We start from the raw sequence: 26,228 nt of genomic DNA, 5'->3' as shown, positions 1-26,228 counted from the left end.
AAAAATGTCCGGCTGCTCCCATAGAAGGAACAACCGGACATTTTTATTTCAGATGAGTTTATTGGTCCACAAGGAACACTGCTCTTACACAATCTTATTGGTCACTCTATCCGGAAAAACCACAGTCGGTTTAAACGACTTGGCTTCCTCGAAATCCATCAAAGCGTACGACATGATAATAACCACATCGCCTACCTGCACCTTACGTGCTGCAGCACCATTCAAACAGATGCATCCGGAACCACGCTCACCTTTTATAATATAGGTTTCGAAACGTTCGCCGTTATTATTATCTACGATTTGCACCTTTTCTCCTGCAATCATATTGGCTGCATCCATCAAATCTTCATCGATAGTAATACTACCCATGTAATTTAAGTTGGCTTCGGTGACAGTTACGCAATGAATTTTCGATTTCAAGACTTCTATCATCATCGCTTTAATTACTCCTTATATTTTATATTATCAATTAAACGTACTTCACCGCAGAACACAGTAATACATCCCACAATATAATGGCTGTCTTCCCAATTTGTCACTGTCTGCAAAGTATTTCCATCTACCACTTCAAAATACTCCAGTTCCAATCCTTCTGCTTCGGCAATCGCTGCTTCTACAAATTGCTTTGTTTCTGCCAATGTATGAGTTTTTCCATACTCCACACTATCAAACAGAGTTTTTGAAATCTTCAATGCCTGCACACGCTGTTCTGCAGACAAACGTGCATTACGACTGCTCAAAGCCAATCCGTCTGCTTCGCGGACAATCGGACAACCTACAATTTCCAAGTCGAAAGGATACTTGCGCACCATTTCCCGGATAATAGCCAACTGCTGGAAGTCTTTCTCGCCAAAATACGCACGGGTAGGCTCCACAATCAAGAACAATTTGCTCACAATCTGACAAACCCCATTGAAGTGTCCCGGACGGTATTTACCTTCCATCACGGTATCCAGCGGAGCATAGCTGAACTGACGTGTATCCGGTTCGGGATAGATTTCTTCAACAGAAGGAGCAAATACAAAATCAGCTCCACATGCCTCCAGCAACGCGCAGTCGGCATCCAGCGTACGCGGATATTTCAGCAAATCATTCTTATCATTAAACTGAGTAGGGTTTACAAAATCACTGACCACTACTACATCATTTTCGGCCACTGCCCGCTTAACCAGCGAAGCGTGTCCATCGTGCAAAGCTCCCATTGTAGGAACCAAGCCAATCGTTTTACCTTCTTTCCGAAGCACATCCAGTGCTACACGAAGTTCGTGAATTGTTTGAATTAATTTCATTTATACCAGCTTTTAAACTTATGAAATTCTAAAACCGCGGCAAAGTTAGACCTTATTTACCACATAATCAAAGAAGATTGCGAAAAAGAACACATAAAATTATCAACTTATTCCAAGTCACCTGTTCACATCAGATTGTACACAATACTTATTATCAGCCCATTAACATACTATAAGGAATAATTAATTGATTCTCATACCCCCCCTTTTGTTATTTTTTTATATCTTTGCAGCAGATTATGAGCAACAATAAAACAATGAGCGCGAAAAAAGTATTATTCATCACACAAGAAATTACTCCTTACGTACCCGAAAGTGAATTATCGTTAATAGGTCAAAACCTGCCACAGGCCATTCAAGACAAAGGCCGTGAAATCCGAACATTTATGCCTAAGTGGGGCTATGTAAATGAACGCAGAAATCAATTACATGAAGTGATTCGTTTGTCAGGGATGAATCTGATCATTGATGAAACAGACCATCCGCTGATCATCAAAGTAGCTTCTATCCAGGCTGCTCGCCGACAGGTTTATTTCATTGACAATGATGATTATTTCCAGCACCGATTGATGACTACCGACGAAGATGGCAATGAATATGAAGACAATGGCGAACGCGCCATATTTTATGCCAGAGGTGTTCTTGAAACAGTAAAAAAACTGCGCTGGTGTCCGGATGTAATTCACTGTCACGGATGGATGAGTGCTATGGTTCCATTGTATATAAAGAAAGCATACTGTGACGAACCTTCATTCAGAGACTCAAAAGTTGTATTTTCGGTGTATAGTGATGGATTCAAATCTAATTTAGCACCCAACTTTACCGAACAATTATTATTAAAAGGCATTACTCCTGAAGATGTTAAAATGATTAATTCTCCCGTTAATTACGAAGAATTATGTAAATTAGCCGTCGCTTATTCTGATGGAGTAGTACAAAACAGTGAACACGTCAACCAGAATATCATAGACTATGCAAAGAGTCTGAATATTCCAGTCATCGGTTACGAAGCTGACGAAACTGCGTTTGCAGATGCATGCGATGCATTGTACGACAAAGTAACAGAAGATGCCGAATAAAAATTAATGTAAAAAATTAAACCATGAAAGTGAAGTTCTTGGCAGCCATGGGATTGGCTGCTGCCCTCTATAGTTGTGATGACCAAACTACCGGAATAGGTCAGTTTGTAGCCGATGGAGACCAGATAGAAGCATTTGCAGAAACCTATCCGGTAAAAACGGCTACACGTACACTCGACCGTGTCTATTCACGTTCCAGCACTGCTTATTTGGGTAAATTTACAGACAAAGAATTTGGTGAACTGAAAGCAGGATTTCTGGCGCAAATCAATTGTCCGGAAGGTTATAAGTTTCCAGAACGACTGGAAAAAATAGACTCTGTAACACTGGAGTTTTATTACAACAATTATTTTGGAGACTCATTGGCTTCACTTCGTGTAAAGGTAAAAGAGCTTGAAACTCCTTTCGAAGACGACGGTACACACAAAGAGTGGTATTATACAGACTACGACTTCAGCAATAGCAACGACTGGACTTATAAAAGCGAACCTTTGGGTTTAAAAGATTATTCTGCCTACGACAAAACGGTAAGCGATTCTATACACAATACCAGCGATTACTATCCAAGCATCTCTGTACGGGTAAACGAAGACTTTGTAAACAGATTGTCTGAAGCAGCCAAAGAACAGCAAAGAGAAGGTGGTGAAGATTACTTTAAGGATGCACAAACATTCATTAATCACGTCTTCCCCGGATTTTATGCTGAAATAACCAATGGTGATGGCTCTATTGTATATATAGAAGATATATGGTTGCGTATGCAGGCTAAATATTGGATTAAGAACAGTGCCGGAGATAAAGATTCTTTGGCTACCACTTATATTCCATTTGCTGCATCAAAGGAAGTCTTTATGTCAACTAACTTCCACAATGCGAATTTCGACAGTCAAATGCAAGATGAAAAGGGTACTTATCTGAAAACTCCTGCTGGCTTGTGTACGGAAATGACTTTACCTTTGCAGAAAATCTTCGAAAGCGAACATTATCAGGATACATTAAATGCGGTATCTATTTCACTTCCGAAATACAAGAACGAAAGTGAAAGTAAATATAAAATGGGAACTCCATCTTATCTGATGCTGATACAGGAGTCTGAAATGATCGATTTCTTCGAGCAAAACAAAACGATTGACAACAAGAGTTCTTTTATTGCTTCTTATGACAGCAAAACCAACTCTTATTCATTCACTAAGTTGAACCGACTCATCAGCCGGATATTCAGCGAAATCAAGCCAGATAAAAACACCAATAACTGGGAGGAACTGGAAGAACAACATAAAGTATTGCTGATACCGGTTAATATCAGTTTGGATTCTCAGAACAATATCATTGGTGTAGAACATGATTTAAGTGTAAGCTCTGCACGACTCGTAAGAGGAACAGGGGATACAGAAGATATTAAGATGAATATTATTTATACGCGTCCTAAACTTCATTAAACTACATATTACAAAGATAAAAAGGCTACTCACAAACGAGTAGCCTTTTTTATTTCTATCAATTATTTCATCAGATAAAAGAAACCACTTATCGCTTTTAAACATAAAGGGAAAGATTCTAAACAACAGAATCTTTCCCTTCAACACAAGCTTTTATCTTTCTAGATAGGTTTTTATTCCTTATTTTGCGGCTTTCTTAGCAGATGCTTTTTTAGTTGCAGTAGCCTTTTCTCCCGCAGCTTTTGTAGAAGCAGCTTTCTTTGCAGCTGTTTCCTTCTTTCCTGCAGCAGCTTCAGCCTTCTTCAAGGCAGCCTGAAGTTTAGTCACCTCTTCTGTCAACTGAGTCAGTTCTTCACCCTGATTCTTGATTGTTGTCAGCAATGAGCCCAACTCTTCATTATCCATATCAACAGGATACAATGCATTTACGCGAGCTATAAAGTCGCCCAATATATTCATATAGTTTGTAAATGCATCATAAGGAGAATCATAAATTCCACGATTCAAGCCCACTCCTGTATCCTTTGTAGTCATGAAACGGAAGTTGTTACTAGCCTGCAGATAATCCCAATCCTGCTTGATTCGACGGTCATTACACAAATAAACACGTTCAGCTACACCATACAATTTATTGAAAGCCTCACGCTGCATTACGTTACCCAACCATGGGCTGATATCTCTTTCTTCGTCTGTCCAAGACATCGGATAAGGAACATCCACCATGTCTACAGATTTCAGTTTCGATACAATTTCGCTCGGAGTAGAGAAAGTTATACCTTTCTGTTTTGCACATACAGGCAATGCCTTCAAGAACTCCAGGATGTTAGAAGACAGCGGTTGAGCCATACCCAAAGCAGAGAGTTCCATAAACAGATTGATTACCTGTTCATTTTCAGGCATAGAAGCAATCCATCCAATATACTTATCGGCAAACAGCGGATATTCATTCCATTCAGTATTAGAGAAACGTAAACTAATATCGTCCGATAATTTAAAATCACGCATCAAAAGTTTCAGATTCGGATTTTCAGCACAATGATACAGATAGTGCGGACTCTTCCATCCCAACACATGTTTTGCACCTTCTACCAACATACCCTTGAATCCCATGTCAGCTACGATACCACCAATTTCGTTGGTATAAATCAAACTGGAGTTACGGAATACCTTCGGTTCCTTTCCGAAATAATCTTTAATCTTACGGCTCATGCGTCCTACTTCTTCGCGGAAACAATCTTCATTTGCCAATGAAGAAAGACCGTGAGAATAAGGTTCACACAAGAATTCACAACATCCTGTATTATTCAGTTCATGCAACAGTTCAATTACTGCCGGAGCATGAATTTCCAACTGTTCCAAGGCAACTCCAGAAATAGACAAAGCAACCTTAAACGCTCCGCCATTTTCCTTGGCCATTTCAATCAGCGTTTTCAACGCCGGAATATAAGAACGTTCAGCTACTTCATTAATTCCCTGTTCATTGGCATAATCATCATAATAATAATGATCGGTACCTATTTCGAAGAAACGATAACGTTTCAAATGTATGATTTGATGTATTTCAAAGTAAAGACAGATTGTTTTCATAATGATTCAGATTTTTATTATTTACCATAGTTTTTCAAGACCTGCTCATACAGGTTACGGACTTTCAGACCTACTTTTTCCCAAACGATTCCATCTACCTCTTTCTTTCCTTCGTCACGCAAATATTCGTACAACGCCGGATTGGTACAAATAGAGTGAATAGCATCGGCCATAGCATGAATATCCCAATAATCTGTTTTAATACATTTCTCAAGGATTTCAGCACAACCCGATTGTTTAGATATGATAGTAGGTACACTACACTGCATGGCTTCCAACGGAGATATACCAAAAGGTTCAGATACAGAAGGCATAATATATACATCACTAGCCTTCAACACTTCATATACCTGCTTACCTTTCATAAATCCCGGGAAATGGAAACGATCTGCAATACCTCTTTCTGCAGCCAGTCTGATCATCGCATTCATCATATCACCACTACCTGCCATTACGAAACGGATATTACGGCTACGCTTCAATACAAGCGCTGCTGCTTCTACGAAATATTCCGGTCCTTTCTGCATGGTAATACGTCCCAAGAATGTAACAATCTTCTCTTTCGGGTTTCTTTTTGGAACAATATCCTGTATTTCCTGCGACAAAGGTGATACTGCATTGTGTACAGTAAAGCACTTGCGAGGATCCTGATAATATTTATGAATCACAGTCTGACGTGTCAACTCACTCACACACATGATACAATCTGCATGATCCATACCATTCTTCTCTATTGAATAAACAGTAGGATTTACATTACCGCGACTACGGTCAAAATCGGTTGCATGCACATGGATAACCAATGGTTTTCCGGAAATCTGTTTTGCATGGATACCTGCCGGATAAGTCAACCAGTCGTGCGAATGAATGATATCGAACTCCTGCTGACGGGCTACAACACCCGCTACAATAGAATAATTGTTTATCTCCTCATGAAGATTATCCGGATATCGGCCGGAAAACTCCATACATCCCAAATCATTAGTATGCATGTAGTTGAAATCGGCATATATATGATCACGCATATCATAATACAACTGCGGATCCATATAACTACCTACTCTGCTATTGACATAGTCCCATTGTACATCACGCCATACAATAGGCACACTATTCATTCCTATAATTTTCAAGAAGCTTTGGTCTTCATCACCCCAAGGTTTCGGTATACAAAATGTAATATCCATATCAGGTTGTTGCGACATACCTTTTGTCAAACCGTAACTGGCTGTACCCAAACCTCCTAAAATATGAGGAGGAAATTCCCAACCAAACATTAAAACTTTCATACTCTCTCCCCCTTTTTATTAGTTATCATACTTTTCCAATAAATTCAATGTACGCAAAATTTCAGCTATATTCATAGCAAACGATACAGCTCCTCGTCCTTTAAACGGCGGGTTTCCATCAAACAATTCAGGAATAGAGCCTATGCAATGACTAGTCATTTCATCTTCATAGCTGATTAATTGACGTTCCACGAAAGAGATCGCACTACGCTTATAGATACGTAAATAAGCCTCCAGATAAAAGCCCTCAAGCCAAGGCCATGCTGTACCCTGGTGATATGCGTAATCACGCTGCAACTGAGGACCTACATAGTTTGGATTATATCCTCCACTCTTCGGACTCAACGAACGAAGTCCCTTAGGAGTAAGAAGTTCCTTGGTTACAATATCGATCACCGATTTCTTTTGTTTCGCATCCAAAGGAGAATAATCGAAAGCTGCAGCAAATATCATATTCGGACGAACACTCCAGTCCATCATTGTTCCATCCACATAATCGAGCAGATAACCATATTCATTCAGGAAAGTATCTACAAATGAATGAGCAACACGTGTTGCAAGTTCTTCCAGACGGGCAGTAAACTCATTTTCACTATTTTCTCCCAAAAGTGCTGCCACAAATCTCAGTGCATTGTACCACAAAGCATTGAATTCTACGATATATCCTGTACGAGGAATTACCGGATGTCCGTTTACAGAAGAATTCATCCAGGTAATCGCCTTTTCCTTTCCGTCGGAATAAATCAGACCATTCTCACACACCGTCATATTAGGATGCTTGCCATCGAGCAAGAACGTCATGATGTCTTTCAGTAATGCACCATATCTGGCCTTGGCAGCATCATGGGATACCATTTTATCATATTGCTGAATAGTCCATACAGCCCACAACAAAACATCCGGATGTTCCATTTCATATACTTTCAAGTCAGTCTGCTCGCCTTTCATGAAAGCATAAATGGCCTTGACTGCAGTGTCCATTACAGTCTCAAACTTTTCTACTTCATTAATAGCCAACATCAATCCCGGCAATGCAATAAACATATCGCGAGCACGACATTTGAACCAAGGATAACCAGCCAAAACATATGACTCTCCGTGCTGTTTATTCAGGAACTGATGAGCGGCATTAATCAAACAATTCTTGAAGTTGTCTCTCGGTGTTCGTCTATCCACCTCAGAAGCAAAAAGTCCGTTCAGTTCTGCAGGATCAATCGGAGACACAGCTCCTGAAAAGACAATGGATTCCCCTTTTTCAATATCCATTTCAAAATAGCCCGGAACATAAAGATCTTCATTGAAATCATAGCCACGTTCCTGTTCTTTCGGATATTCGATTCCTCTATACCAATCGGGAGTAAAACAGAATGTATTCGACTTACTGAACTGCATATACAAATCCGGATATCCGGCATACATACATGTCTTTATTCCGTTTTCAACGGCCTCATACTGACGGTTCACCTTATCATTTTCATGAGTATACTGACGTACACTACGGAATGCCAAGTAAGGACGGAAACGAAGAGTTGTCTTTGAATGTGCTTCCATCAAAGTATACCGGATCAGAATCCGATTTTCATGGTGTACGAAAATAATTTCTTTTTTCAATACAACCCCACCTACCCTATAAATAGTAGTAGGCACCTTGTCGCACTCAAACTCACGGATGTACTTATGACCGCGCGGACTATAATTATCACCATGATATTTGTGTAACCCAAGATTGAATTCAGCTCCATGCTGAATAACAGTCTCATCCAAAGAAGAAAGCAGCACATGGTTCTCATCATCCAATTCAGGAATTGGAATCACAAGCAACCCATGATATTTGCGAGTATTACAATCTACAATAGTAGAACAATGATACGCTCCAGACCGGTTTGTACGAAGAATCTCACGCGGTAAAGACTCTTCCAAATTTGTCATCAGCGTCTTATCGAATCGTAAATAACTCATAGTTGTATATTAAGGTTATAGTTAATTATTCTATAAAAAATGTTATTTTTACATGTGCTCAAAATTAGTAATTAAATAAACACTACAAAATTAAAAGTGTACTTTTTTTTCTTCATCCTTGTTTTTTTCTCTACTACAAGAAGCTTTCTTCCGACTCATTCGTTTTTTACTTCAAGCATATAGCAAATCTGAAAAATTCTAAGTACCTTTGTAGCATAGAATACATTATACACATATACGTAAAACAATATGCAGGAAAAAATCATTATTCTTGATTTCGGGTCGCAGACCACACAGCTTATCGGGCGTCGTGTTCGCGAACTGAACATGTATTGCGAGATTGTTCCCTACAACAAGTTTCCACACAATGACCCTTCTGTAATTGGTGTCATTCTTTCCGGAAGCCCTTTCTCCGTATACGACGAGAAAGCTTTTAAGGTAGACTTGACAGACATTCGCGGCAAGTACCCTATTTTAGGCATCTGCTATGGCGCGCAATTTATGGCTTACACCAATGGCGGAAACGTTGAACCGGCTAATACACGTGAATACGGACGTGCACATCTGGCTACTTTCAAACACGACAATCCGTTATTGAAAGGCATTCGTGAAAACTCTCAAGTTTGGATGAGCCACGGTGACACCATCACTGCAATACCGGAAAACTTTGAAATTATCGCATCAACAGACAAGGTTGCAGTAGCTGCTTATCAGGCTAAAGGAGAAAAACTGTGGGGAGTACAGTTCCATCCGGAAGTATTCCACAGCGAAGACGGAACATTACTTTTGAAAAACTTCGTAGTAGACATTTGCGGCGGTAAACAAGACTGGAGCGCTGCTTCATTCATTGAAACAACTGTAGCTGAATTGAAAGCACAATTAGGCAATGATAAAGTTGTTTTAGGTTTGAGTGGAGGTGTAGACTCTTCAGTAGCAGCCGTATTGCTGAACAAGGCTATCGGCAAGAACCTGACATGTATCTTTGTCGACCACGGAATGTTGCGTAAAAACGAATTCAAGAATGTATTGCATGATTACGAATGTCTGGGATTGAACGTAATCGGTGTAGACGCCAGCAAAAAATTCTTCTCAGAACTGGCTGGTGTAACAGAACCGGAACGTAAACGTAAGATTATCGGCAAAGGATTCATTGATGTATTCGATGAAGAAGCACATAAGATTAAAGATGTAAAATGGCTGGCACAGGGTACTATCTACCCAGACTGCATCGAGTCTTTGTCTATTACCGGTACAGTAATCAAGAGTCACCACAATGTAGGTGGTCTGCCGGAAAAGATGAACCTGAAGCTTTGCGAACCTCTCCGCCTTTTGTTTAAAGACGAAGTACGTCGTGTAGGACGTGAATTAGGTATGCCGGAACATCTTATTACCCGTCATCCGTTCCCAGGTCCGGGATTGGCTGTACGTATTTTAGGAGATATCACTCCGGAAAAAGTACGTATCCTGCAAGACGCAGACGACATCTTCATCCAGGGTTTACGCGACTGGGGCTTGTACGATCAGGTATGGCAGGCTGGAGTAATCCTGCTTCCGGTACAGAGTGTAGGTGTAATGGGCGATGAACGTACTTACGAACGTGCCGTAGCATTGCGTGCCGTAACAAGTACTGATGCCATGACTGCCGACTGGGCACACTTGCCTTACGAATTCATGGCAAAGGTTTCGAACGATATCATCAACAAAGTAAAAGGCGTAAACCGCGTTTGCTACGATATCTCTTCAAAACCACCTGCAACAATCGAATGGGAATAATTTAAACCCTATTTATAGCCTTCCGTAAGGCATTTGGAGTAGCCTCAACTTGAAAAAGTTGGGGCTATTTCTATTATTGCCAATTGACTACGATAACAGGAAGAAGCTTCAGCCGACGTCGTTGTATGCACAGACACCGACGTTGATTCTACAGCCGGCGACGCTGAATATACAGCCGACACCGTTGGTTATAAAACAATGTGTGCATCACCCTATAATGCATTCAATAAAAAAATACCGGTCAGCTGATCACATCAGCCAACCGGTATCTTCTACATATTATATCCGCTTTCCTTAATTATCTACATCTATGACACGATATTTATTGTCGAATTTAATTTCCCAACGATTGGAAAGCACGACTTCGTACTCCTTTTTATCACGTTCTATTTTCAGAATCTTTTCATCCGGATAGGTAGATTTTATATAATTCAGGATTTCGGCCGGAATCACAGAAACCGGAACTCCATGCTTATGACAATTCAGTTCGGTCCAGTCACCAGAGCGGTCGAATTCCACTTTCTCCCCATTGGTGAAAATCACATCATAACTTTTATAAAAAAGGTCACTTTCCATTTTGGCAAATGCCACCTTATGCCCTTTAAAATATGTAGTGATAAAACTTTGAGCTTTCGTCGGCAATTGACCTACCTGAATGGGTTTATCTGTGTCTGCCCATACCATTGTTTGCACAGAAAAAATACACATCAATAAAAATAATAGCTTCTTCATATTTATTGTTTTAAATGATTAATGTTTAAGTTTCTGATACAAAATTGAATGATAAATCTGAAAAGAATATGAAATATCCTATTTTCCCTACTTTCATATTCAAATATTTTATCGTGCATCAGAAAGCCCTCCAAACATAATAAAACAGTCTTTTCACTCCCTACTTACCTTAAATACATGATAACCATCTTTATAAGTATATCGTATCGATAAATGCGCAGCTTTACAGATAGAATCGACCAATGCCAATCCTAAACCTGTCGATCCTTCTTTTTTCTTCCCTTGATAGAAACGCTCAAAAATACGGTTCTCATCCAATGGCTCTTCTCCTGTATTACTGATAGTAAACGATTCTGAATCTACTTTTATATGAATAGCCCCGTTATCCACATTATGCACAAATGCATTCTTCAACAAATTAGAAACCAAAGTAGAAGCCAGCGAGTCATTCATTTGCACACAGAAGGAAGCATTATTTTCTACCTCAACTGTGATATGCCGATAAGCATACACCTCCTGGTAGTCGTCCAGATAACGTTCCAGAAGATGATCAAAACAAACCGATGTATTTTCTGCAAATTGTCCGTTTTCTATTTTGCACAAAAGCAAAAGCGACTTGTTCATCCGTGTCAGATTTTCCAGTGTCTGATGAGTTTTCATCAATTCACCCAATTGCTTTTCTGTCAGGCTTTCGTCTTCCATCAGCATTTCCAGTCTGTTGCGGCAAATGGCTAAAGGGGTCTGCATTTCATGTGAAGCATTCCCTATAAAAAGTTTCTGTTGCTCGTACAACTGCTCACTGCGCTGAGAGGACTGCAAAACCACTTCATTCAATTTATGAAACTCTGTAATGCGTGTTGTATTTTCCAGTGGCTTATTCTGATGCCCCAGGCGATAATGGTCAAGCCAATCTAAAAGATTATACAAAGGTTTCATATTCCGGTGGAAAACCCATGCATTCAGCAATACAATCATCAACAGCAGCACTACATATAAAAAGATAATCCATCCCAAGATGGCCTGCCTCAAATCGTATTTTTCAATAGTAGGAGTATATACTACCAGCTCCATAAACTGCCCCTCGTCCGTTTCAAAAATCACAGTAAGCACACGGGCCGGCTCTGTTTCTCCCTTGTCGGTAATATACACCATTTCATCATGGAAAGACAAATGAGGGTAAGTCTGGGCATATTCCCTGCTCACCTCATACAAATAGTACTGATTGTTGGTTCCGCTATTCTCCGACGGCAGTTCATCCCCCGACAATGAACGGATAATCAGGCGTTCGGCATAATCGGACAGCGAATCATCCACTTCATCATTAATTTCTTCTACCATGGCCAGATAAAAGAAAGCAGCCCAAAGCGCCAGGATTACCGTCAGAGCCAGCGATATACGGGATAAAACCAAATGAAACAGCTTCATTCTACAACAAATTTATAACCAAATCCATATACAGCTTTCAGTTCCGGAGTGGCACCGGCTTCTTTCAGATGCTTACGCAAATTCTTAATCTGCGCATAGATAAAATCGAAATTATCTACCTGGTCGATATGGTCTCCCCATACAGACTCTGCCAATGTATTTTTATTGACCAGTCTTCCCGGACGTGACATAAAATAAAAGAGAATATCATACTCCTTCCGGTTCAGTTCAAGTTCTTTTCCATTTACCGTCACCTTATAATCATCCGGATTTATTTCAATATTGCCATACTGAACCAGCTTCTTTCCTTCCCGATGATTCCGTCGTAAAAGACTTTTGATACGTGCATGAAGTTCAGCCAGATGGAAAGGCTTAGGAAGATAGTCATCTGCTCCCAAGTCTAATCCTGCCACCTTATCTTCTATGGAATCTTTAGCCGACAGAATAATCACATTAGGATGTTTTCCTATATCGTGAAACTCTTTCAAAAGGTCAAGCCCGTTTCCATCGGGTAACATGATATCCAATAAGATACAATCGTAATCGTAATCTTCTACCTTGTATAAAGCAGTTTTATAATCTGGAGCTTCCGCTACTATATAGCGTTCTTTTTCCAAAGAGCGTACGATGATTTCGCGCAAATCGGCATCATCTTCTACAATCAGAATTTTCATAGGCAAATCATGTTTTTGCAAATATATCAAAGAAACATAAAAAACCGCATGTATCCACCGGAAAATCCGGCTTCTACATGCGGTTTCATAAATATCTAATTATGTGCTTTCTACTTCATATTATGCATTGAACCAGCGTACATAGCAGAAATCCTGACGATGAGGCAGATCAGCATGTTTCGGGAACATACGATAAGCTACTTTAAAGCTTCCTGAGTTGGACAAGCTGTGAACAGTTTGGAATGTATACAAGTTTCCTTCCTGTTTTACCATTTCCATAGGAGTTACAGAATAGATATGTTCCTTACCTTCTGCATTTGTATAAGTCACTACAATTTCTACTCCTACAGCATCGTTCAAGCCTTTTTCATCGATTACACAAGTAATAGTATAATCTTTTCCGCTTTCTACATGTTGATATAGTTCTTCGCACTTGTTTACTGATACAATCTCAATTGAATCCCATTTTTCAGCAACTTCTTCTTTCCATTTAGCCAGTTCTTTTACTTTAGTAAAGTCATTTGCAGCCAAAGAGTGGAAGTGTGAAGCTTCTTTTTCATAGAACTTAGCATAGTAATCATCAAGCTGACGCTTCATTGTATAATGAGGAGCTACCTGTGCGATAGAGTTCTTAATGGTCTTAATCCATCCTTCAGAATAACCCTTCTTATTACGTGCGTAATACAACGGAAGAATTTCTGTTTCCAAAATACTATAAATAGTAGCTGCATCCAGCTGGTCTTGGTGTTCCTGATTCTGATAAGTACGTTTTTCAGTCAAAGCCCATCCTGCACCTTCACGATAGCCTTCCAACCACCATCCGTCGAGTACAGAGAAGTTTACCACACCGTTCATCAACGCTTTTTCACCAGATGTACCTGATGCTTCGAGTGGACGTGTCGGAGTGTTCATCCAGATATCTACTCCAGAAACAAGACGACGAGCCAGTTTCATGTCGTAATTTTCAAGGAAGATAATCTTACCCAAGAATTCCGGACGTTTAGAGATTTCTACAATCTTCTTGATTAATCCTTGTCCAGCTCCATCGTGTGGATGTGCTTTTCCCGCAAACAGGAACTGTACCGGATAATCAGGATTATTTACAATCTTTGCCAAACGATCCAAATCGGTAAACAGCAAATGTGCACGTTTGTATGTTGCAAAACGACGGGCAAAACCAATCAGCAATGCATTCGGATTGATTTTATCCATCAAAGAAACAACACGAGAAGGGTCTCCCTGATTCTTCAACCAAGTATCGCGGAACTGATTACGGATATAATCAGTCAATTTATTCTTCAATGCTACGCGAGTATTCCAGATTTCTTCATCAGGTACATTGTAGATAGCTTCCCAGATTTTCGGATTAGACTGGTCTTTCAAGAAGTTCTTGTCGAAATATTTGTTATACAATTTCTTCCATTCAGATGCACACCATGTAGGGAAATGCACACCATTAGTCACATAACCTACATGATTTTCTTCCGGGAAGTAACCCTTCCAAATACCGGCAAACATTTCCTGAGAAACTTTTCCGTGTAACCAGCTTACACCGTTTACTTCCTGACATGTGTTGCATGCAAAAGTAGACATACAGAAACGTTCGTTAGAATCGCCTGGATTAATACGTCCCAAATTCATCAAATCATCCCATGAAATGCCCATACGCTGAGGATATCCTCCCATGTATTTACCGAACAAGCCTTCATCGAAGTAGTCGTGACCTGCCGGAACTGGAGTATGAACTGTATAAAGTGAAGAAGCGCGAACTACTTCCAAAGCTTCATCGAATGACATTCCACCTTCTACGTAATCGCACAAGCGCTGTACATTACACAATGCAGCATGTCCCTCATTGCAATGGTAAATGTCTTTCTTAATACCTAATTTCTTCAGCAGCAATACACCACCGATACCCAACAGAATTTCCTGTTTCAAGCGGTTTTCCCAGTCACCACCATACAACTGATGTGTAATCGGACGGTCGAACTCGCTATTCATTTCATTATCAGTATCAAGCAAATACAAAGGTACACGACCTACATTTACTCTCCATACATATGCATGTACATAGTAGTCCAGATAAGGAACATCGAGTACCAAAGGATTTCCGTTTTCATCGTCTACACGTTCAAGAGGCAGACTGCCAAAGTTTTGTGCTTCGTAATTTGCTATCTGCTGACCGTCCATAGAAAGGCTCTGGCTGAAATAACCATAACGGTACAAGAATCCGATAGCACACATATCTACATTGCTGTCTGAAGCTTCTTTCAAATAGTCGCCAGCCAATACACCCAGACCTCCAGAGTAGATTTTCAATACATGAGTCAAACCATATTCCATACAGAAATATGCTACTGACGGACGTTTTGAATCAGGCTTTTCATCTATATACGCTTTGAATTTAGCGTAAATGTCTTCGATTTTTTTCAAAACCCCTTTATTTTCAGACAAAGCCTCTAATTTTTCATAGCTTAGACGTTCCAATAATGCAACCGGATTCTGAGCAACAATCTGCCACAGCTCTGGATCCAACTCTTTAAACATTTCAGTTGCCTCATCATTCCAAGCCCACCAGATATTGCGAGCCATTTCTTCCAACATCTTCAGAGATTCCGGAATACGAGATTTTACATTAATCTCTCTCCAAACCGGAGCATTAGCATAATTAGTTTTAACTTTCATATCTTTAAATTTAATTTAAGGATTTCTCAACTTTAAAAGAAAGGCGTTTGGAAGCATTACGTAAAGCAATATCATATGCTCTATAATAAGCTTCTATAAAGTGTTTCCAAAGTGCTTTCTCGGCTATTTTAGCCGCATTATTACGTATTTTATTAATTTCTGTTTCTGACAGAGAAGAGAACTCGGATATTGTATCTTTGATAGTATCAGCTACTTCCGAATAGTTATAATCGGTACGATGAATTACCTTTACTCCATCCTGTAATACTCCCGGACGGCCTTTCAACGAATTCACCCATAGACCAAATCCTGCGAGGTCTGTAGTAATAGTAGGAACTTTAAATGCAATACTTTCAAGAGGAGTATATCCCCATGGCTCGTAATAGGAAGGATATACACTCAAATCTGTTCCTATTATCAAATCGTAGTACAATTCATTTAAAATACCATCCTTTCCATCCAGATAACATGGCACAAAAATTACCTTTACTCTTGAATCTGCAGCATTCGACATATCCAGATACTTCAACATATCAAGTACCTGATCGTGATTCATATTATGCAGCCAGTGTGTAATAAACGGACACTCCAATGGAGTATTGAATGTTTCCTTGCTATCCAAACGCTTACGCAAATCTTCACGAGGCTCCCCTACCCATCCTGGTACATTGATAAATGCCAGAACTTCTTTTTTCAGATTTTTATCTCGTGTCAATCGGTTCAATGCTTCCAGATATACATTAATACCTTTGTTCTTGAACTCATAGCGTCCACTGGTACCAATAATCATCGTATCATCCCCCAACTGAGTGCCTAACAAAGCATTAGCCATGGTAAGCAAAGTTTTCCGTGCCTTTTTCCGCTTATTGGCAAACTTTGTTCCTTTGGGCACAAAGTCATCCTCAAAGCCATTCATCAGAATCACATCAGCAGGTTTTTCAAGTAATTCCTTACATTCGTTATTGGTAATTTCACTCACTGTCGTAAAGCAGTCTACATGATGAGCTGTTTGTTTTTCAATAGAATGCTTAGATTGCATATTGAGTTCCTGGGCCATCTGATCTCCATTATAAGCAAACAGATAATCATAAAGAGGCTTATTATTTCCAGCTATCGAACGGCCAATGGAAGTCGCATGTGTAGTAAAAATAGTAGCAATCTGCGGAACTGCTTTCTGCACATAAAGGGCTCCCATTCCTGTCATCCACTCATGTGCCTGATATACGACCTTATCTTGCAGAGTCAAATTATAACGATAAAAACTTTCTACAACCTTTCCTGCAGCATATGAAAACATGGATGCTTCATCATAATCTCCATAAGCATGCAAAGAATCAACTTGAAAGTCTTCCCACATTTTTGTGTAGATCTCATTCTTTTCCGAAAAGAAAGGAGTAAAATCAACTAAAATAGCGATAGGATTCCCTGGAATATTCCATCTTCCAATACGAATCTTTAAATGATCACTCTCTATTGCGTGTTCACGCCATTCTTTCAGGCATTCATTATCCTCAATAAATAAAGGATTTTCTTTTCCTATCCATACATCCGGACCTATAAAATAAATCTTATCAGGAAAAGCATCTTGCAAAGTTTTTGCTCTTGTGGAAAGAACTGTGTAAATTCCTCCAACCTTATTACATACTTCCCAACTTGATTCAAATATATAATCAGGAGTCAAAAGTTGCATTGTCATCTTTTATAGTATTTTCTAAGTCAAGCGCGAATTTATAAAAAAGGATGAATATAACGAACAAATTCACGCATAATATTATTCTAACAGAGGATAATCGGTCTTTAACTGGATATCAGACATCTAAAAAGGTATTGATTTCACAAATTACATGACATTACAACCTATAGAATAATCAAACCATACTAAAGATACACAGTCTATATACTTTATCATGTACAAAAAAATATCCGGTACGAGATAAACTCATACCGGATATCTACATATTACTTTTTTATTATATTTAAGCCAATGCAGATCCCATCAAGAAGGTTGCAGCCAATGCAACGATTGCATACAATTCCGGGAATACTGCCAAAATCAAAGTATTTCCAAATACATTGTGGCCTTGACCGATAGCAGCAATACCATTAGCACATACCTGTCCCTGACGAATAGCTGAGAACAAAGCAACCAATCCCAGACCAATGCCAGAGCCTAACACAGCACAAGCCTGAATTCCTGTAATTTCAGGAGTCAATACTCCAAAAATACTCTGGAACATAAAATATCCGGCAAAACCATACAAACCCTGTGTACCTGGAAGTGCAGTCAATACCAAGAAGTTACCAAAAGCACTATCGTTTTTCTTCAACGCTCCAATTGAAGCATTTCCGGCGATGGTTACACCATAAGCACTACCGATACCAGATAAACCAACCATAATAGCAATGCCAATATAGGCAATCAAAAGATTCATTTCCATAACTCTATAATTTTAATTTTTGTTTTTATTATTATCTTTCTTTTAAAAGTTGTAACACTTTAGTTTTTAAAAGGTTTGTACTCCTTGCCTCCTCCTTCGTAACCGGCATTTTTGAAAAACTCTACAAAAGTAAGACGCATAGGGTGTACCATAGCTCCCAATACATTCATAAATATATTGATGGCATGTCCTATTACAAAGATCAAGACCATTATAATAGGTCCTGCTACTGCATTGTCAGGACTCATTCCAACAGCCAAACTGTTAAATACGCTTGCCAAAATACCACCGGATAGTCCTAAAGCAAACAGACGAACGTATGAAAGGATATCACCTAACAAACCTGTAGCCATATTGTAACTATCCCATAAGCCTAAGCCTATGTTGACAAAAATATTCTTGCCCGGACTGTTATACAAATAAGCCATCAATGCTCCAATTATTAACATAACTGCATGTACGGTTCCTCCCATCGGCATGACAGCCGGTGCAGCAAATGCAATAGCTGTACTTACCAGAATAAGAATCCAGCCAATAGTAGCAATTGCATATTTTACACCAAACTGAATCGTCTGATTGACAGCTTTCAGAATCATACCAAAAATAATCTGCACTCCTCCCAAGATTAAAGAAAGATTAAACATTTGCTGATTATCCAGCGAAATGGTTTCCTTCATACTTTGGAAAAATGGAATATTGATATCATACAAGTTGAAACCAAAACAAGTACCAGTCAATAATCCGCAAACCATTGTGGAAGCTCCCAATAACTGTACCAACGTCAGTATGGATTTCATAGAACTGCTAAGTTGTTTTGCCACGATTCTATATATTGTTACAGCAAGCACCATGAACAATCCGTATCCACTGTCTCCCAAACAAAGCCCAAAAAAGAGCATAAAGAATGGGGCAAAGAATGGAGTCAGATCAAGCTCATTGTATTTCGGCAACATATATAGCTTCATAATAGGCTCAAACAAGCGGAAGAACCCTTTATTATTCAACAAAATAGGCACATTGTCTTCCGGAGTAGGATCTGCAATCTCATAATAAGCATCCTGCGTACTTAAAAATTGTCTGATTTCTTCTATACGTTGTGCAGGAGCCCATCCTTCCAACAACATCAACTTGTTATCAGCTAAGGAATCTGTATTCAAAACAACTTTAGAGAATTCCATTTGAGAATGTATAGCAGCCTGTGCAGCCTGCAAATCTGGAATTACTGTCTCTGCCATTTTTTTCAATTGAGAGGCTAATTCCTCATCCTCTTTATGTAAGCCTTCTACTTGTGCCTGTAATACATTCAGACTTTGCTCCGGTAATTTAATAGCTTCTACATCAAGTTCTACACATTGATCTACTGATGTAATGGTTACAAAATATATTTTTGAACCAACCCGATTAATTTCCGTAGCATTATAGCAATCAACCCAATTCGGATCGAACTGTTTCTCTGCGCAAACAAAGAAATTAATTTGATAACCGGCATCATGCAAACGATGTATATCCTCGGGATTAAAATTACCCCATGCTTCTAATGCAGAAACTTCTTTTTCTGCAGTCTGCAAACGATGAGCAACTTGCTGGCGTGCCTGCAACAAAGATTCAATCTCCTTCAAGGCCTGTTCGCCTCGCAACGCATCACCTACATGCTTTTCTGCTTCTACTCCTTGAGTCTGCATCAATTTAATAGCTGCAGAATACCGACCAGACAAACGAATACTATCTTGTAAAGAAGTATTTTCAGCACCTCCCTGAGCTCTTTCTGCGATATGTACGACTCCTAACTCACGAATACTTTTCAAAAAAGCATCGTATTCTTTATGGTAGACCAAGAAAGTGAGTTTCTTCATTTTTGCAATCATACTTCAGCCTCCTTTCTTTTCTCTTGAATAGACTTCAGAATCTTCTGTGAAGATTTAGACAAATTTTCCTCATCTTCCATAAACCGCTTAATCTTTCTCAAGGCATCTTGATAACCGGGAATCTGGACTTTTTCAAAAAGATTCACTTTCTGAGTAGTCTTTTTACGCGCATGTTCCAACAAGCTCAATTTAGCTAGCGTAAATTCGCGCTCTACCGCTGTTTGTGCCAATCCTTTCAGTAAATGAATTCCATCTGCATACCATTTTGGACTGCAAAACAAACTAAACGGACGAATTTCAAAATCAACATCTTCCAGTAAAGGGACACGAACACCGGCAATCTTACGAACTCCTAAACGTACATCCTTTACTTTAATTAATGATGCATCAAATTCATTCCAGAGTGCGAACATGGCTTCATATGTCTGAATATGAGCTTCCAGACGTTTCTCCAGTTCCAAAGCTTCTGTTTTGCAGCGCTTTACTTCGAGGCGCAATGCACTTTCCTTATTCTTTATAATAGGAAGTGTACGCACACGAACTTTGAGCTGCTTCTCAAGCTGTTGCAATGAAGTCTTGTTATATTGAAATTTTATAGCCATCTCTCTGTTAATTTAATGGATCACTTTTGCCAATACTGATCGACAAATTCTTTCTTGATGTTAACTTCCTCCGGCTTAAAGTATTTGCTAAACAATCCCCAAGTTACATCCAACATTTCTGTTGTATTCAGGTTTACGTCAATAGCCAACAATTGATTAGCATAATCTTTAGCAAAGGCCAAAGCACGTTCGTCATAATTGGTCAAATCGAAACCATTTTCCATTTTTGTTTTCGCATTGGCCGCATCAGCGTACAAACGAACAGCGGCATTCATTACCTGCGGATGATCTTTACGAGTTTTCTTACCACTCACCAATTGTTTCAAACGTGACAATGAACGGAACGGATCCACAATAACCTTACCGATATCACTATCACGGCGCAAGAACAACTGACCTTCTGTAATATAACCGGTGTTATCAGGTACGGCATGTGTAATATCTCCTCCCGACAATGTGGTAACGGCAATAATTGTAATAGAACCTCCACTAGGGAACTGTACTGCCTTTTCATAAATCTTAGCTAAGTCTGAATACAATGAACCCGGCATAGAGTCCTTAGAAGGAATTTGATCCATACGGTTAGATACGATAGCCAATGCATCCGCATAAGAAGTCATATCTGTCAGCAGCACCAATACTTTTTGGTTATGCTCTACTGCAAAATATTCTGCAGCAGTCAATGCCATATCCGGAATCAGCAAACGTTCAACCGGAGGATTTTCTGTTGTATTCACAAAACTGATAATACGGTCCAAAGCTCCGGCATTTGAAAAGACATTCTTAAAGTACAGGTAGTCATCATTAGTCATACCCATACCTCCTAGAATAATCTTATCTGTTTCTGCACGAAGAGCCACATTGGCCATCACTTGATTGAAAGGTTGGTCAGGGTCAGCAAAAAACGGAATTTTCTGTCCTGATACCAATGTATTATTCAAGTCGATACCAGCAATACCAGTTGCAATCAACTCAGAAGGCTGCTTTCTACGTACCGGATTTACAGAGGGACCACCAATTTCAACTTCTGTTCCTTCTATTTCAGGTCCTCCGTCAATCGGTTCACCAAAAGCATTAAAGAAACGTCCTGCCAATTGCTCACTTACTTTCAATGTAGGAGATTTACCTAAAAATACTACTTCAGCATCGGTAGGAATACCTTCTGTTCCTTCAAATACCTGCAAAGTAACTTCATCACCTGCAATTTTTACGACCTGTGCAAGTTTTCCATTTACCATAGCCAATTCATCATAACCTACTCCCGTTGCTTTCAAGGAACAAGTTGCTTTTGTAATCTGGCTAATCTTTGTATATATCTTTTGAAAAGCTTTTGTTGCCATCTTTTAAATAGTTTATTAATGAATCACCACTTATTTCACACTTCTTTCGGCAACCAATTCCTGCAATTGCTGTTGGAATGCCACATATTGTTCCGAACGGAAGCGAGCATAGTTCATCTGCTTACAGATGTTAATCATCTTTTTAAAGTAATCCATTACTTCCACGAAATTATCAAAGGCAAATTCTGTGTGGCAAATATCTATAATCATATTTACCAGTTCTTCTTGTCTTTCCATTGGAGTAACAGCATCTACTTCATCAAAAGCATCCTGCTGTAAAATCACAAAGTCAATCAATTCTGACTTCCAAAAGATGACATGATATTCTACTGGCACACCATCATCACCCAAAATGTTAATCTGCTCTGCAATTTCCTTACCGCGCAACAAACGAGTCTTTAACTCATTTACTTTACCAATCCATTTATCATTGATTCGTTTTGTGATATACTCTTCAAATTCCGGATATTCCAAATACTTAGAATAAGAATCAATTGGATTTACGGCTGGATAACGTTTACGGTCTGCACGTTCCTGCTCCAAAGCATAGAAACAACGAGCAACTTTCTTTGTATTTTCTGTCACAGGCTCTTTCAAGTTACCACCTGCCGGTGATACAGTACCGATAAATGTAATAGAACCTGTTGCCCCATTATTCAAATGTACGAAACCTGCACGGCCATAGAAGTTGGAAATAATGGCTGAAATATCCATCGGGAATGCATCCGGACCAGGAAGTTCTTCCATACGGTTCGACATTTCACGCAACGCCTGTGCCCAACGAGAAGTTGAATCGGCCATCAACAAAACTTTTAACCCCATCGCACGGTAAAACTCTGCCATAGTCATGGCTGTATACACAGAAGCTTCACGAGCTGCCACAGGCATGTTTGATGTATTGGCTACAATAATTGTACGCTCCATCAACTTACGTCCTGTATGTGGATCGACCAATTCAGGGAACTCGGTAAAGATTTCTACAACTTCGTTTGCACGTTCACCGCAAGCTGCAATAATTACAATGTCGGCCTCGGCCTGTTTTGAAATAGCGTGCTGCAAAACGGTTTTTCCTGTACCAAAAGGACCAGGGATAAAACCTGTACCTCCTTCTACTATTGGATTAACAGTATCAATGACACGTACACCTGTTTCCAGAAGTTTATATGGACGCGGTTTTTCCTTGTAATTGGTCATCGCTTTCTTGACAGGCCATTTCTGAATCATATTTACAGAAATATCTTTGCCATCTTTGTCAGTCAATACAACGACCGTATCTTCGATTGTATATTCACCTTCCGGCACAATGGATTTTACTTTATAGGTATCAGATAATTGGAAAGGTACCATAATCTTCAATGGTTGGTGATTTTCTTCTACTTCACCTAACCAAGCTGAAGGTCCCACCTCTGTTCCAACTTCTACTATAGGTTTAAAATGCCATTTTTTCTCTTTATCCAAAGGATATGTATATTGTCCTCTTTTCAAGAAGACTCCTTCCATTTTATCCAAGTCATTCTGCAATCCGTCATAATTCTTCGAAAGCATACCTGGACCCAATGTAACTTCCAACATATGACCAGTAAACTCAGCCTCGGCACCGACCTTCAAGCCACGTGTACTTTCGAAAACCTGCACATACACGTTCTTTCCAACCACCTTAATTACTTCGGCCATTAAACGGTCTCCTCCAGTTGTAATATAACAGATTTCATTCTGTGCAACCGGACCGTCAACTGTCAATGTTACCATATTGGCGATAACGCCTAAAACAGTTCCTTTTGTTGCCATTCTATATTGATTTTACTATTTTCTAAATTCTTCCGGTATCTGAACCTCACTCTTCAATTTTTCTATCATCTGTCTGAATAGCTCATTGCCTTTCTCTTTATCTAAAGAAATCCAACGCTCTATCATCTCCAGTTGTAGTAAAAAGACAAATACACGTTCTATTGTGAAATAATGGAAAAATGATTCTGTTTCCAACCAATTCCACTTAAGTTGATCTATCTTTTTTTCACGTTCTACCAAGTCTTCAATTTCTGCAATATGTAACAACGATTCAAAATAATCCAGTTTCTCGCTTAATCCAAAGTCTCGGGCATTCGATGTTCGAAGTTGTTCACATACTTCTGTATGTCCAACAATCACATTGGAAACATCCTGCTTGTATTTTCTGGCCGCAAAAGCAGCTAAAATATTATTCAGATTCAAATTAAATTCAAACCAAGCAGAAATAAATTTATTCTTACATGACATTGCGTATTCATAGTACATAGAAGCCATCAGGTCTTCTGCATAATACAAATTTTCAGTTGGTAATGCCAAATATTGAGAAATAAAATCATAGAAATAAAAAGGATATTTTCTATCCTGAGACTCGTCATCACGAACTGCGTCAATCAATTGAAGTAATTCTACAGAAGGAAAAATTCCCCTTTCCTCCACCTTTGCATCCTTATTCTTCAGCAGCTTCAATAAATCTTTATTGTCGTATTGCAGATAAAATAAATCTATCAACTTCTTATCCTTATCGGATAATTCAGGATACAATTCAGATTTAAAGTTAGCAACATTATAATTTAGTTTACCATCCTCTAAAGAAATATCTGGCAAACCGGCTACCAAGCAATAGTAATTACTCATACGCTTTTGTTAAAACAACATTTCTACCAGCTGAGGACGTAAGAACTCTTTAAAGTAATTTTCAAACTCCTCTTCCCCAAAATTCACCTTATAAGAGCCATCAGCCGGTGAAATAGAGAATAGAGTTTTTCTACCATTTACTTGTTCTATTTTAACGCCTTTATCCAATAACTGCTTTGCATTAGAAGCAAAATATTTCTTCAAAGCTTCTGCGTCATTCACTGAAATTACAATATCCTCATTGGAAGACCACTTTTCAGCTAAAGCAACAATAAAATTATTCAAAAAAGATTTATCAGAAGTAGCACCCTTAACAGCTTCTGTAATTGTTTGTTCGGTTAGCAAATTAACAATTTCAGTTTTCAGTGCATTCACAGCTTGTCCTGCAAATAGTTTCAACTCAGCTTTTGTATTTTCTGATAACTCATCAGCAGATTTACGAGCTCCTGTTATAATGGATTCAGCCTCTTTCTGTGCGTCTTCTATTAATTTTTGAGCTTCTTTCTGGGCATTACTAATAAGACGCCGTGCTTCTTCATTTCCTTTTTCCACACCTTCGCGATAAATCTTATCAGTAAGCTCCTGAATTTTATTTTCCATGATTACTATATTTTAAGAATTATAATTACCTTACTACCATAACTCTATTATTACGGAAGCCAAATATAATAAATTCGAGAAAAATAAATCCTATTTTATTTTTAAAATTTATCACGATATAAACAATATGCTATATTTCATGTTATACAGCAGAAAAAACGAACTATATCTATAGCATATTTCTTTCTTATTTCAATTTGAAACATAATTATGTAAGGTAGGCCTAATAATAAGAGAATATTACTTATCACAAGGAAAACAAAAATAGTTCACAAACAAAAAAATATATATTCCCTATCACATGTAATCATTCTCTGTTGTCAAGTCTTTTCTTCTATTGACAGAGCAATTCTCTTTATCAAACGTTCCTCCATTACCGCATAACGTTTACAGATAAGGGTACAGAAGCAGCCATTCGATACAGGAATAAAAACAGTACATCCACAATGCAACATATCCAAAAGATCAGGGACAGAAATAAAAGCTCCAAAAAAGAATCGTGTCAAGCAGGGAATAAGTCTTCAGAAGCAGAGGATGCATATACATAGCCACCACGTCCAGACACGTCATGATTCTAACACACAGAAGATTTCCACAGGTCTTACACGATTCCGCCAATACAGCTGCCGGGAACCATGCATCAGACGGGATTTAAGAATAAAGCAGGACGTAGTCAGGATTTTCCTCTTTACATAAAGGGGAGGATTATCCTTCAGCTGTCAGACATAACAAATGAGGAAGAAGAACGGGGAGCACCGGGCCGGAGAAAGGCCTGCTACGGGGCAGCGGCAAAGGCATCGCCAGAAGGC

Annotated in this window: 20 protein-coding genes; 3 read left to right on the top strand and 17 right to left on the bottom strand. The window is 39.0% G+C overall.

The genetic code is table 11. From position 1 onward, the window contains the following. Positions 1-84 precede the first annotated feature (84 nt). Complete coding sequence (panD, locus tag WKU26_RS02585; RefSeq protein WP_178267426.1) at positions 85-435, bottom strand: aspartate 1-decarboxylase; 351 nt, start codon at positions 433-435, stop codon at positions 85-87. An 8-nt stretch (positions 436-443) separates the two neighbouring features. Next, positions 444-1,289 (bottom strand): pantoate--beta-alanine ligase, encoded by an 846-nt coding sequence (panC, locus tag WKU26_RS02580; RefSeq protein WP_338159039.1) that lies wholly within the window; start codon positions 1,287-1,289, stop codon positions 444-446. A gap of 257 nt (positions 1,290-1,546) precedes the next feature. Between panC and WKU26_RS02575 the strand changes: the two genes are divergently transcribed. Next, complete coding sequence (locus tag WKU26_RS02575) at positions 1,547-2,368, top strand: glycogen/starch synthase (protein ID WP_269876587.1); 822 nt, start codon at positions 1,547-1,549, stop codon at positions 2,366-2,368. 23 nt (positions 2,369-2,391) lie between these two features. Then, the gene (locus WKU26_RS02570; RefSeq protein WP_178267429.1) at positions 2,392-3,807 is read left to right on the top strand and encodes a DUF4270 domain-containing protein; all 1,416 of its coding nucleotides are present in this window, start codon (positions 2,392-2,394) and stop codon (positions 3,805-3,807) included. 180 nt (positions 3,808-3,987) lie between these two features. Here the strand turns inward: WKU26_RS02570 and WKU26_RS02565 are convergent, their stop codons facing one another. From WKU26_RS02565 to WKU26_RS02555, 3 genes are read right to left on the bottom strand one after another with little or no spacing between them, the layout of a single operon-like run. Further along, positions 3,988-5,394: a glycoside hydrolase family 57 protein gene (locus tag WKU26_RS02565; RefSeq protein ID WP_340320792.1), complete on the bottom strand. Its 1,407-nt coding sequence runs from the start codon at positions 5,392-5,394 to the stop codon at positions 3,988-3,990. Positions 5,395-5,411: 17 nt separating this feature from the next. Continuing rightward, positions 5,412-6,683, bottom strand: coding sequence for a glycosyltransferase family 4 protein (locus WKU26_RS02560; RefSeq protein WP_269876590.1), 1,272 nt, complete (start codon positions 6,681-6,683; stop codon positions 5,412-5,414). Between the two features lie 18 nt (positions 6,684-6,701). After that, a complete protein-coding gene (locus tag WKU26_RS02555; RefSeq protein WP_340320791.1) occupies positions 6,702-8,642 on the bottom strand; it encodes a glycogen debranching enzyme N-terminal domain-containing protein in 1,941 nt (646 codons plus the stop codon). 249 nt (positions 8,643-8,891) lie between these two features. Between WKU26_RS02555 and guaA the strand changes: the two genes are divergently transcribed. Continuing rightward, the gene (gene guaA, locus WKU26_RS02550) at positions 8,892-10,415 is read left to right on the top strand and encodes a glutamine-hydrolyzing GMP synthase (protein ID WP_269876592.1); all 1,524 of its coding nucleotides are present in this window, start codon (positions 8,892-8,894) and stop codon (positions 10,413-10,415) included. 294 nt (positions 10,416-10,709) lie between these two features. Here the strand turns inward: guaA and WKU26_RS02545 are convergent, their stop codons facing one another. The 12 genes from WKU26_RS02545 to WKU26_RS02490 all read right to left on the bottom strand — a co-directional run bounded on the left by WKU26_RS02545 (position 10,710) and on the right by WKU26_RS02490 (position 25,419). Continuing rightward, positions 10,710-11,147, bottom strand: coding sequence for a PepSY-like domain-containing protein (locus WKU26_RS02545; RefSeq protein WP_340320790.1), 438 nt, complete (start codon positions 11,145-11,147; stop codon positions 10,710-10,712). Positions 11,148-11,300: 153 nt separating this feature from the next. Next, on the bottom strand, positions 11,301-12,572 hold the full coding sequence (locus tag WKU26_RS02540) for a sensor histidine kinase (protein ID WP_340320789.1): 1,272 nt from the start codon (positions 12,570-12,572) through the stop codon (positions 11,301-11,303). Next, on the bottom strand, positions 12,569-13,246 hold the full coding sequence (locus WKU26_RS02535; protein ID WP_269876600.1) for a response regulator transcription factor: 678 nt from the start codon (positions 13,244-13,246) through the stop codon (positions 12,569-12,571). The genes WKU26_RS02540 and WKU26_RS02535 overlap by 4 nt, the downstream gene beginning before the upstream one ends. A 120-nt stretch (positions 13,247-13,366) precedes the next feature. Continuing rightward, positions 13,367-15,931 carry an alpha-glucan family phosphorylase gene (glgP, locus tag WKU26_RS02530; protein WP_340320788.1) on the bottom strand — a complete coding sequence of 855 codons (2,565 nt, stop codon included), beginning with the start codon at positions 15,929-15,931 and terminating at the stop codon, positions 13,367-13,369. Between the two features lie 10 nt (positions 15,932-15,941). Further along, on the bottom strand, positions 15,942-17,627 hold the full coding sequence (locus WKU26_RS02525; RefSeq protein WP_340320787.1) for a glycosyltransferase: 1,686 nt from the start codon (positions 17,625-17,627) through the stop codon (positions 15,942-15,944). A gap of 280 nt (positions 17,628-17,907) precedes the next feature. Then, positions 17,908-18,369, bottom strand: a complete 462-nt coding sequence (locus tag WKU26_RS02520) for a hypothetical protein (RefSeq protein WP_022053121.1) — start codon at positions 18,367-18,369, stop codon at positions 17,908-17,910. Between the two features lie 59 nt (positions 18,370-18,428). Then, entirely contained in the window at positions 18,429-20,234 is a 1,806-nt protein-coding gene (locus WKU26_RS02515; RefSeq protein WP_340320786.1) for a V-type ATP synthase subunit I, read from the bottom strand. Beyond that, positions 20,231-20,836: a V-type ATP synthase subunit D gene (locus WKU26_RS02510; RefSeq protein ID WP_340320785.1), complete on the bottom strand. Its 606-nt coding sequence runs from the start codon at positions 20,834-20,836 to the stop codon at positions 20,231-20,233. Before WKU26_RS02510 ends, WKU26_RS02515 begins: the two co-directional genes overlap by 4 nt. Before the next feature lie 20 nt (positions 20,837-20,856). Next, a complete protein-coding gene (locus WKU26_RS02505) occupies positions 20,857-22,176 on the bottom strand; it encodes a V-type ATP synthase subunit B (RefSeq protein WP_178267147.1) in 1,320 nt (439 codons plus the stop codon). A gap of 30 nt (positions 22,177-22,206) precedes the next feature. Further along, positions 22,207-23,964 carry a V-type ATP synthase subunit A gene (locus WKU26_RS02500; protein WP_269876611.1) on the bottom strand — a complete coding sequence of 586 codons (1,758 nt, stop codon included), beginning with the start codon at positions 23,962-23,964 and terminating at the stop codon, positions 22,207-22,209. Between the two features lie 15 nt (positions 23,965-23,979). Beyond that, positions 23,980-24,819, bottom strand: a complete 840-nt coding sequence (locus WKU26_RS02495; protein ID WP_340320784.1) for a DUF2764 family protein — start codon at positions 24,817-24,819, stop codon at positions 23,980-23,982. A gap of 9 nt (positions 24,820-24,828) precedes the next feature. Next, positions 24,829-25,419 carry a hypothetical protein gene (locus WKU26_RS02490; RefSeq protein ID WP_340320783.1) on the bottom strand — a complete coding sequence of 197 codons (591 nt, stop codon included), beginning with the start codon at positions 25,417-25,419 and terminating at the stop codon, positions 24,829-24,831. Positions 25,420-26,228 lie beyond the last annotated feature (809 nt).

It is taken from the genome of Phocaeicola sp. HCN-40430 (assembly GCF_037890285.1).
GTDB lineage: Bacteria > Bacteroidota > Bacteroidia > Bacteroidales > Bacteroidaceae > Phocaeicola > Phocaeicola acetigenes.
This window is presented reverse-complemented; position numbering and strand designations above follow the sequence as displayed.

What these genes read in the sequence shown, in the direction of transcription:
- panD (WP_178267426.1), bottom strand. Translation starts at nt 435, where the DNA reads ATGATGATAGAAGTCTTGAAATCGAAAATTCATTGCGTAACTGTCACC.
- panC (WP_338159039.1), bottom strand. Translation starts at nt 1,289, where the DNA reads ATGAAATTAATTCAAACAATTCACGAACTTCGTGTAGCACTGGATGTG.
- WKU26_RS02575 (WP_269876587.1), top strand. Translation starts at nt 1,547, where the DNA reads ATGAGCGCGAAAAAAGTATTATTCATCACACAAGAAATTACTCCTTAC.
- WKU26_RS02570 (WP_178267429.1), top strand. Translation starts at nt 2,392, where the DNA reads ATGAAAGTGAAGTTCTTGGCAGCCATGGGATTGGCTGCTGCCCTCTAT.
- WKU26_RS02565 (WP_340320792.1), bottom strand. Translation starts at nt 5,394, where the DNA reads ATGAAAACAATCTGTCTTTACTTTGAAATACATCAAATCATACATTTG.
- WKU26_RS02560 (WP_269876590.1), bottom strand. Translation starts at nt 6,683, where the DNA reads ATGAAAGTTTTAATGTTTGGTTGGGAATTTCCTCCTCATATTTTAGGA.
- WKU26_RS02555 (WP_340320791.1), bottom strand. Translation starts at nt 8,642, where the DNA reads ATGAGTTATTTACGATTCGATAAGACGCTGATGACAAATTTGGAAGAG.
- guaA (WP_269876592.1), top strand. Translation starts at nt 8,892, where the DNA reads ATGCAGGAAAAAATCATTATTCTTGATTTCGGGTCGCAGACCACACAG.
- WKU26_RS02545 (WP_340320790.1), bottom strand. Translation starts at nt 11,147, where the DNA reads ATGAAGAAGCTATTATTTTTATTGATGTGTATTTTTTCTGTGCAAACA.
- WKU26_RS02540 (WP_340320789.1), bottom strand. Translation starts at nt 12,572, where the DNA reads ATGAAGCTGTTTCATTTGGTTTTATCCCGTATATCGCTGGCTCTGACG.
- WKU26_RS02535 (WP_269876600.1), bottom strand. Translation starts at nt 13,246, where the DNA reads ATGAAAATTCTGATTGTAGAAGATGATGCCGATTTGCGCGAAATCATC.
- glgP (WP_340320788.1), bottom strand. Translation starts at nt 15,931, where the DNA reads ATGAAAGTTAAAACTAATTATGCTAATGCTCCGGTTTGGAGAGAGATT.
- WKU26_RS02525 (WP_340320787.1), bottom strand. Translation starts at nt 17,627, where the DNA reads ATGACAATGCAACTTTTGACTCCTGATTATATATTTGAATCAAGTTGG.
- WKU26_RS02520 (WP_022053121.1), bottom strand. Translation starts at nt 18,369, where the DNA reads ATGGAAATGAATCTTTTGATTGCCTATATTGGCATTGCTATTATGGTT.
- WKU26_RS02515 (WP_340320786.1), bottom strand. Translation starts at nt 20,234, where the DNA reads ATGATTGCAAAAATGAAGAAACTCACTTTCTTGGTCTACCATAAAGAA.
- WKU26_RS02510 (WP_340320785.1), bottom strand. Translation starts at nt 20,836, where the DNA reads ATGGCTATAAAATTTCAATATAACAAGACTTCATTGCAACAGCTTGAG.
- WKU26_RS02505 (WP_178267147.1), bottom strand. Translation starts at nt 22,176, where the DNA reads ATGGCAACAAAAGCTTTTCAAAAGATATATACAAAGATTAGCCAGATT.
- WKU26_RS02500 (WP_269876611.1), bottom strand. Translation starts at nt 23,964, where the DNA reads ATGGCAACAAAAGGAACTGTTTTAGGCGTTATCGCCAATATGGTAACA.
- WKU26_RS02495 (WP_340320784.1), bottom strand. Translation starts at nt 24,819, where the DNA reads ATGAGTAATTACTATTGCTTGGTAGCCGGTTTGCCAGATATTTCTTTA.
- WKU26_RS02490 (WP_340320783.1), bottom strand. Translation starts at nt 25,419, where the DNA reads ATGGAAAATAAAATTCAGGAGCTTACTGATAAGATTTATCGCGAAGGT.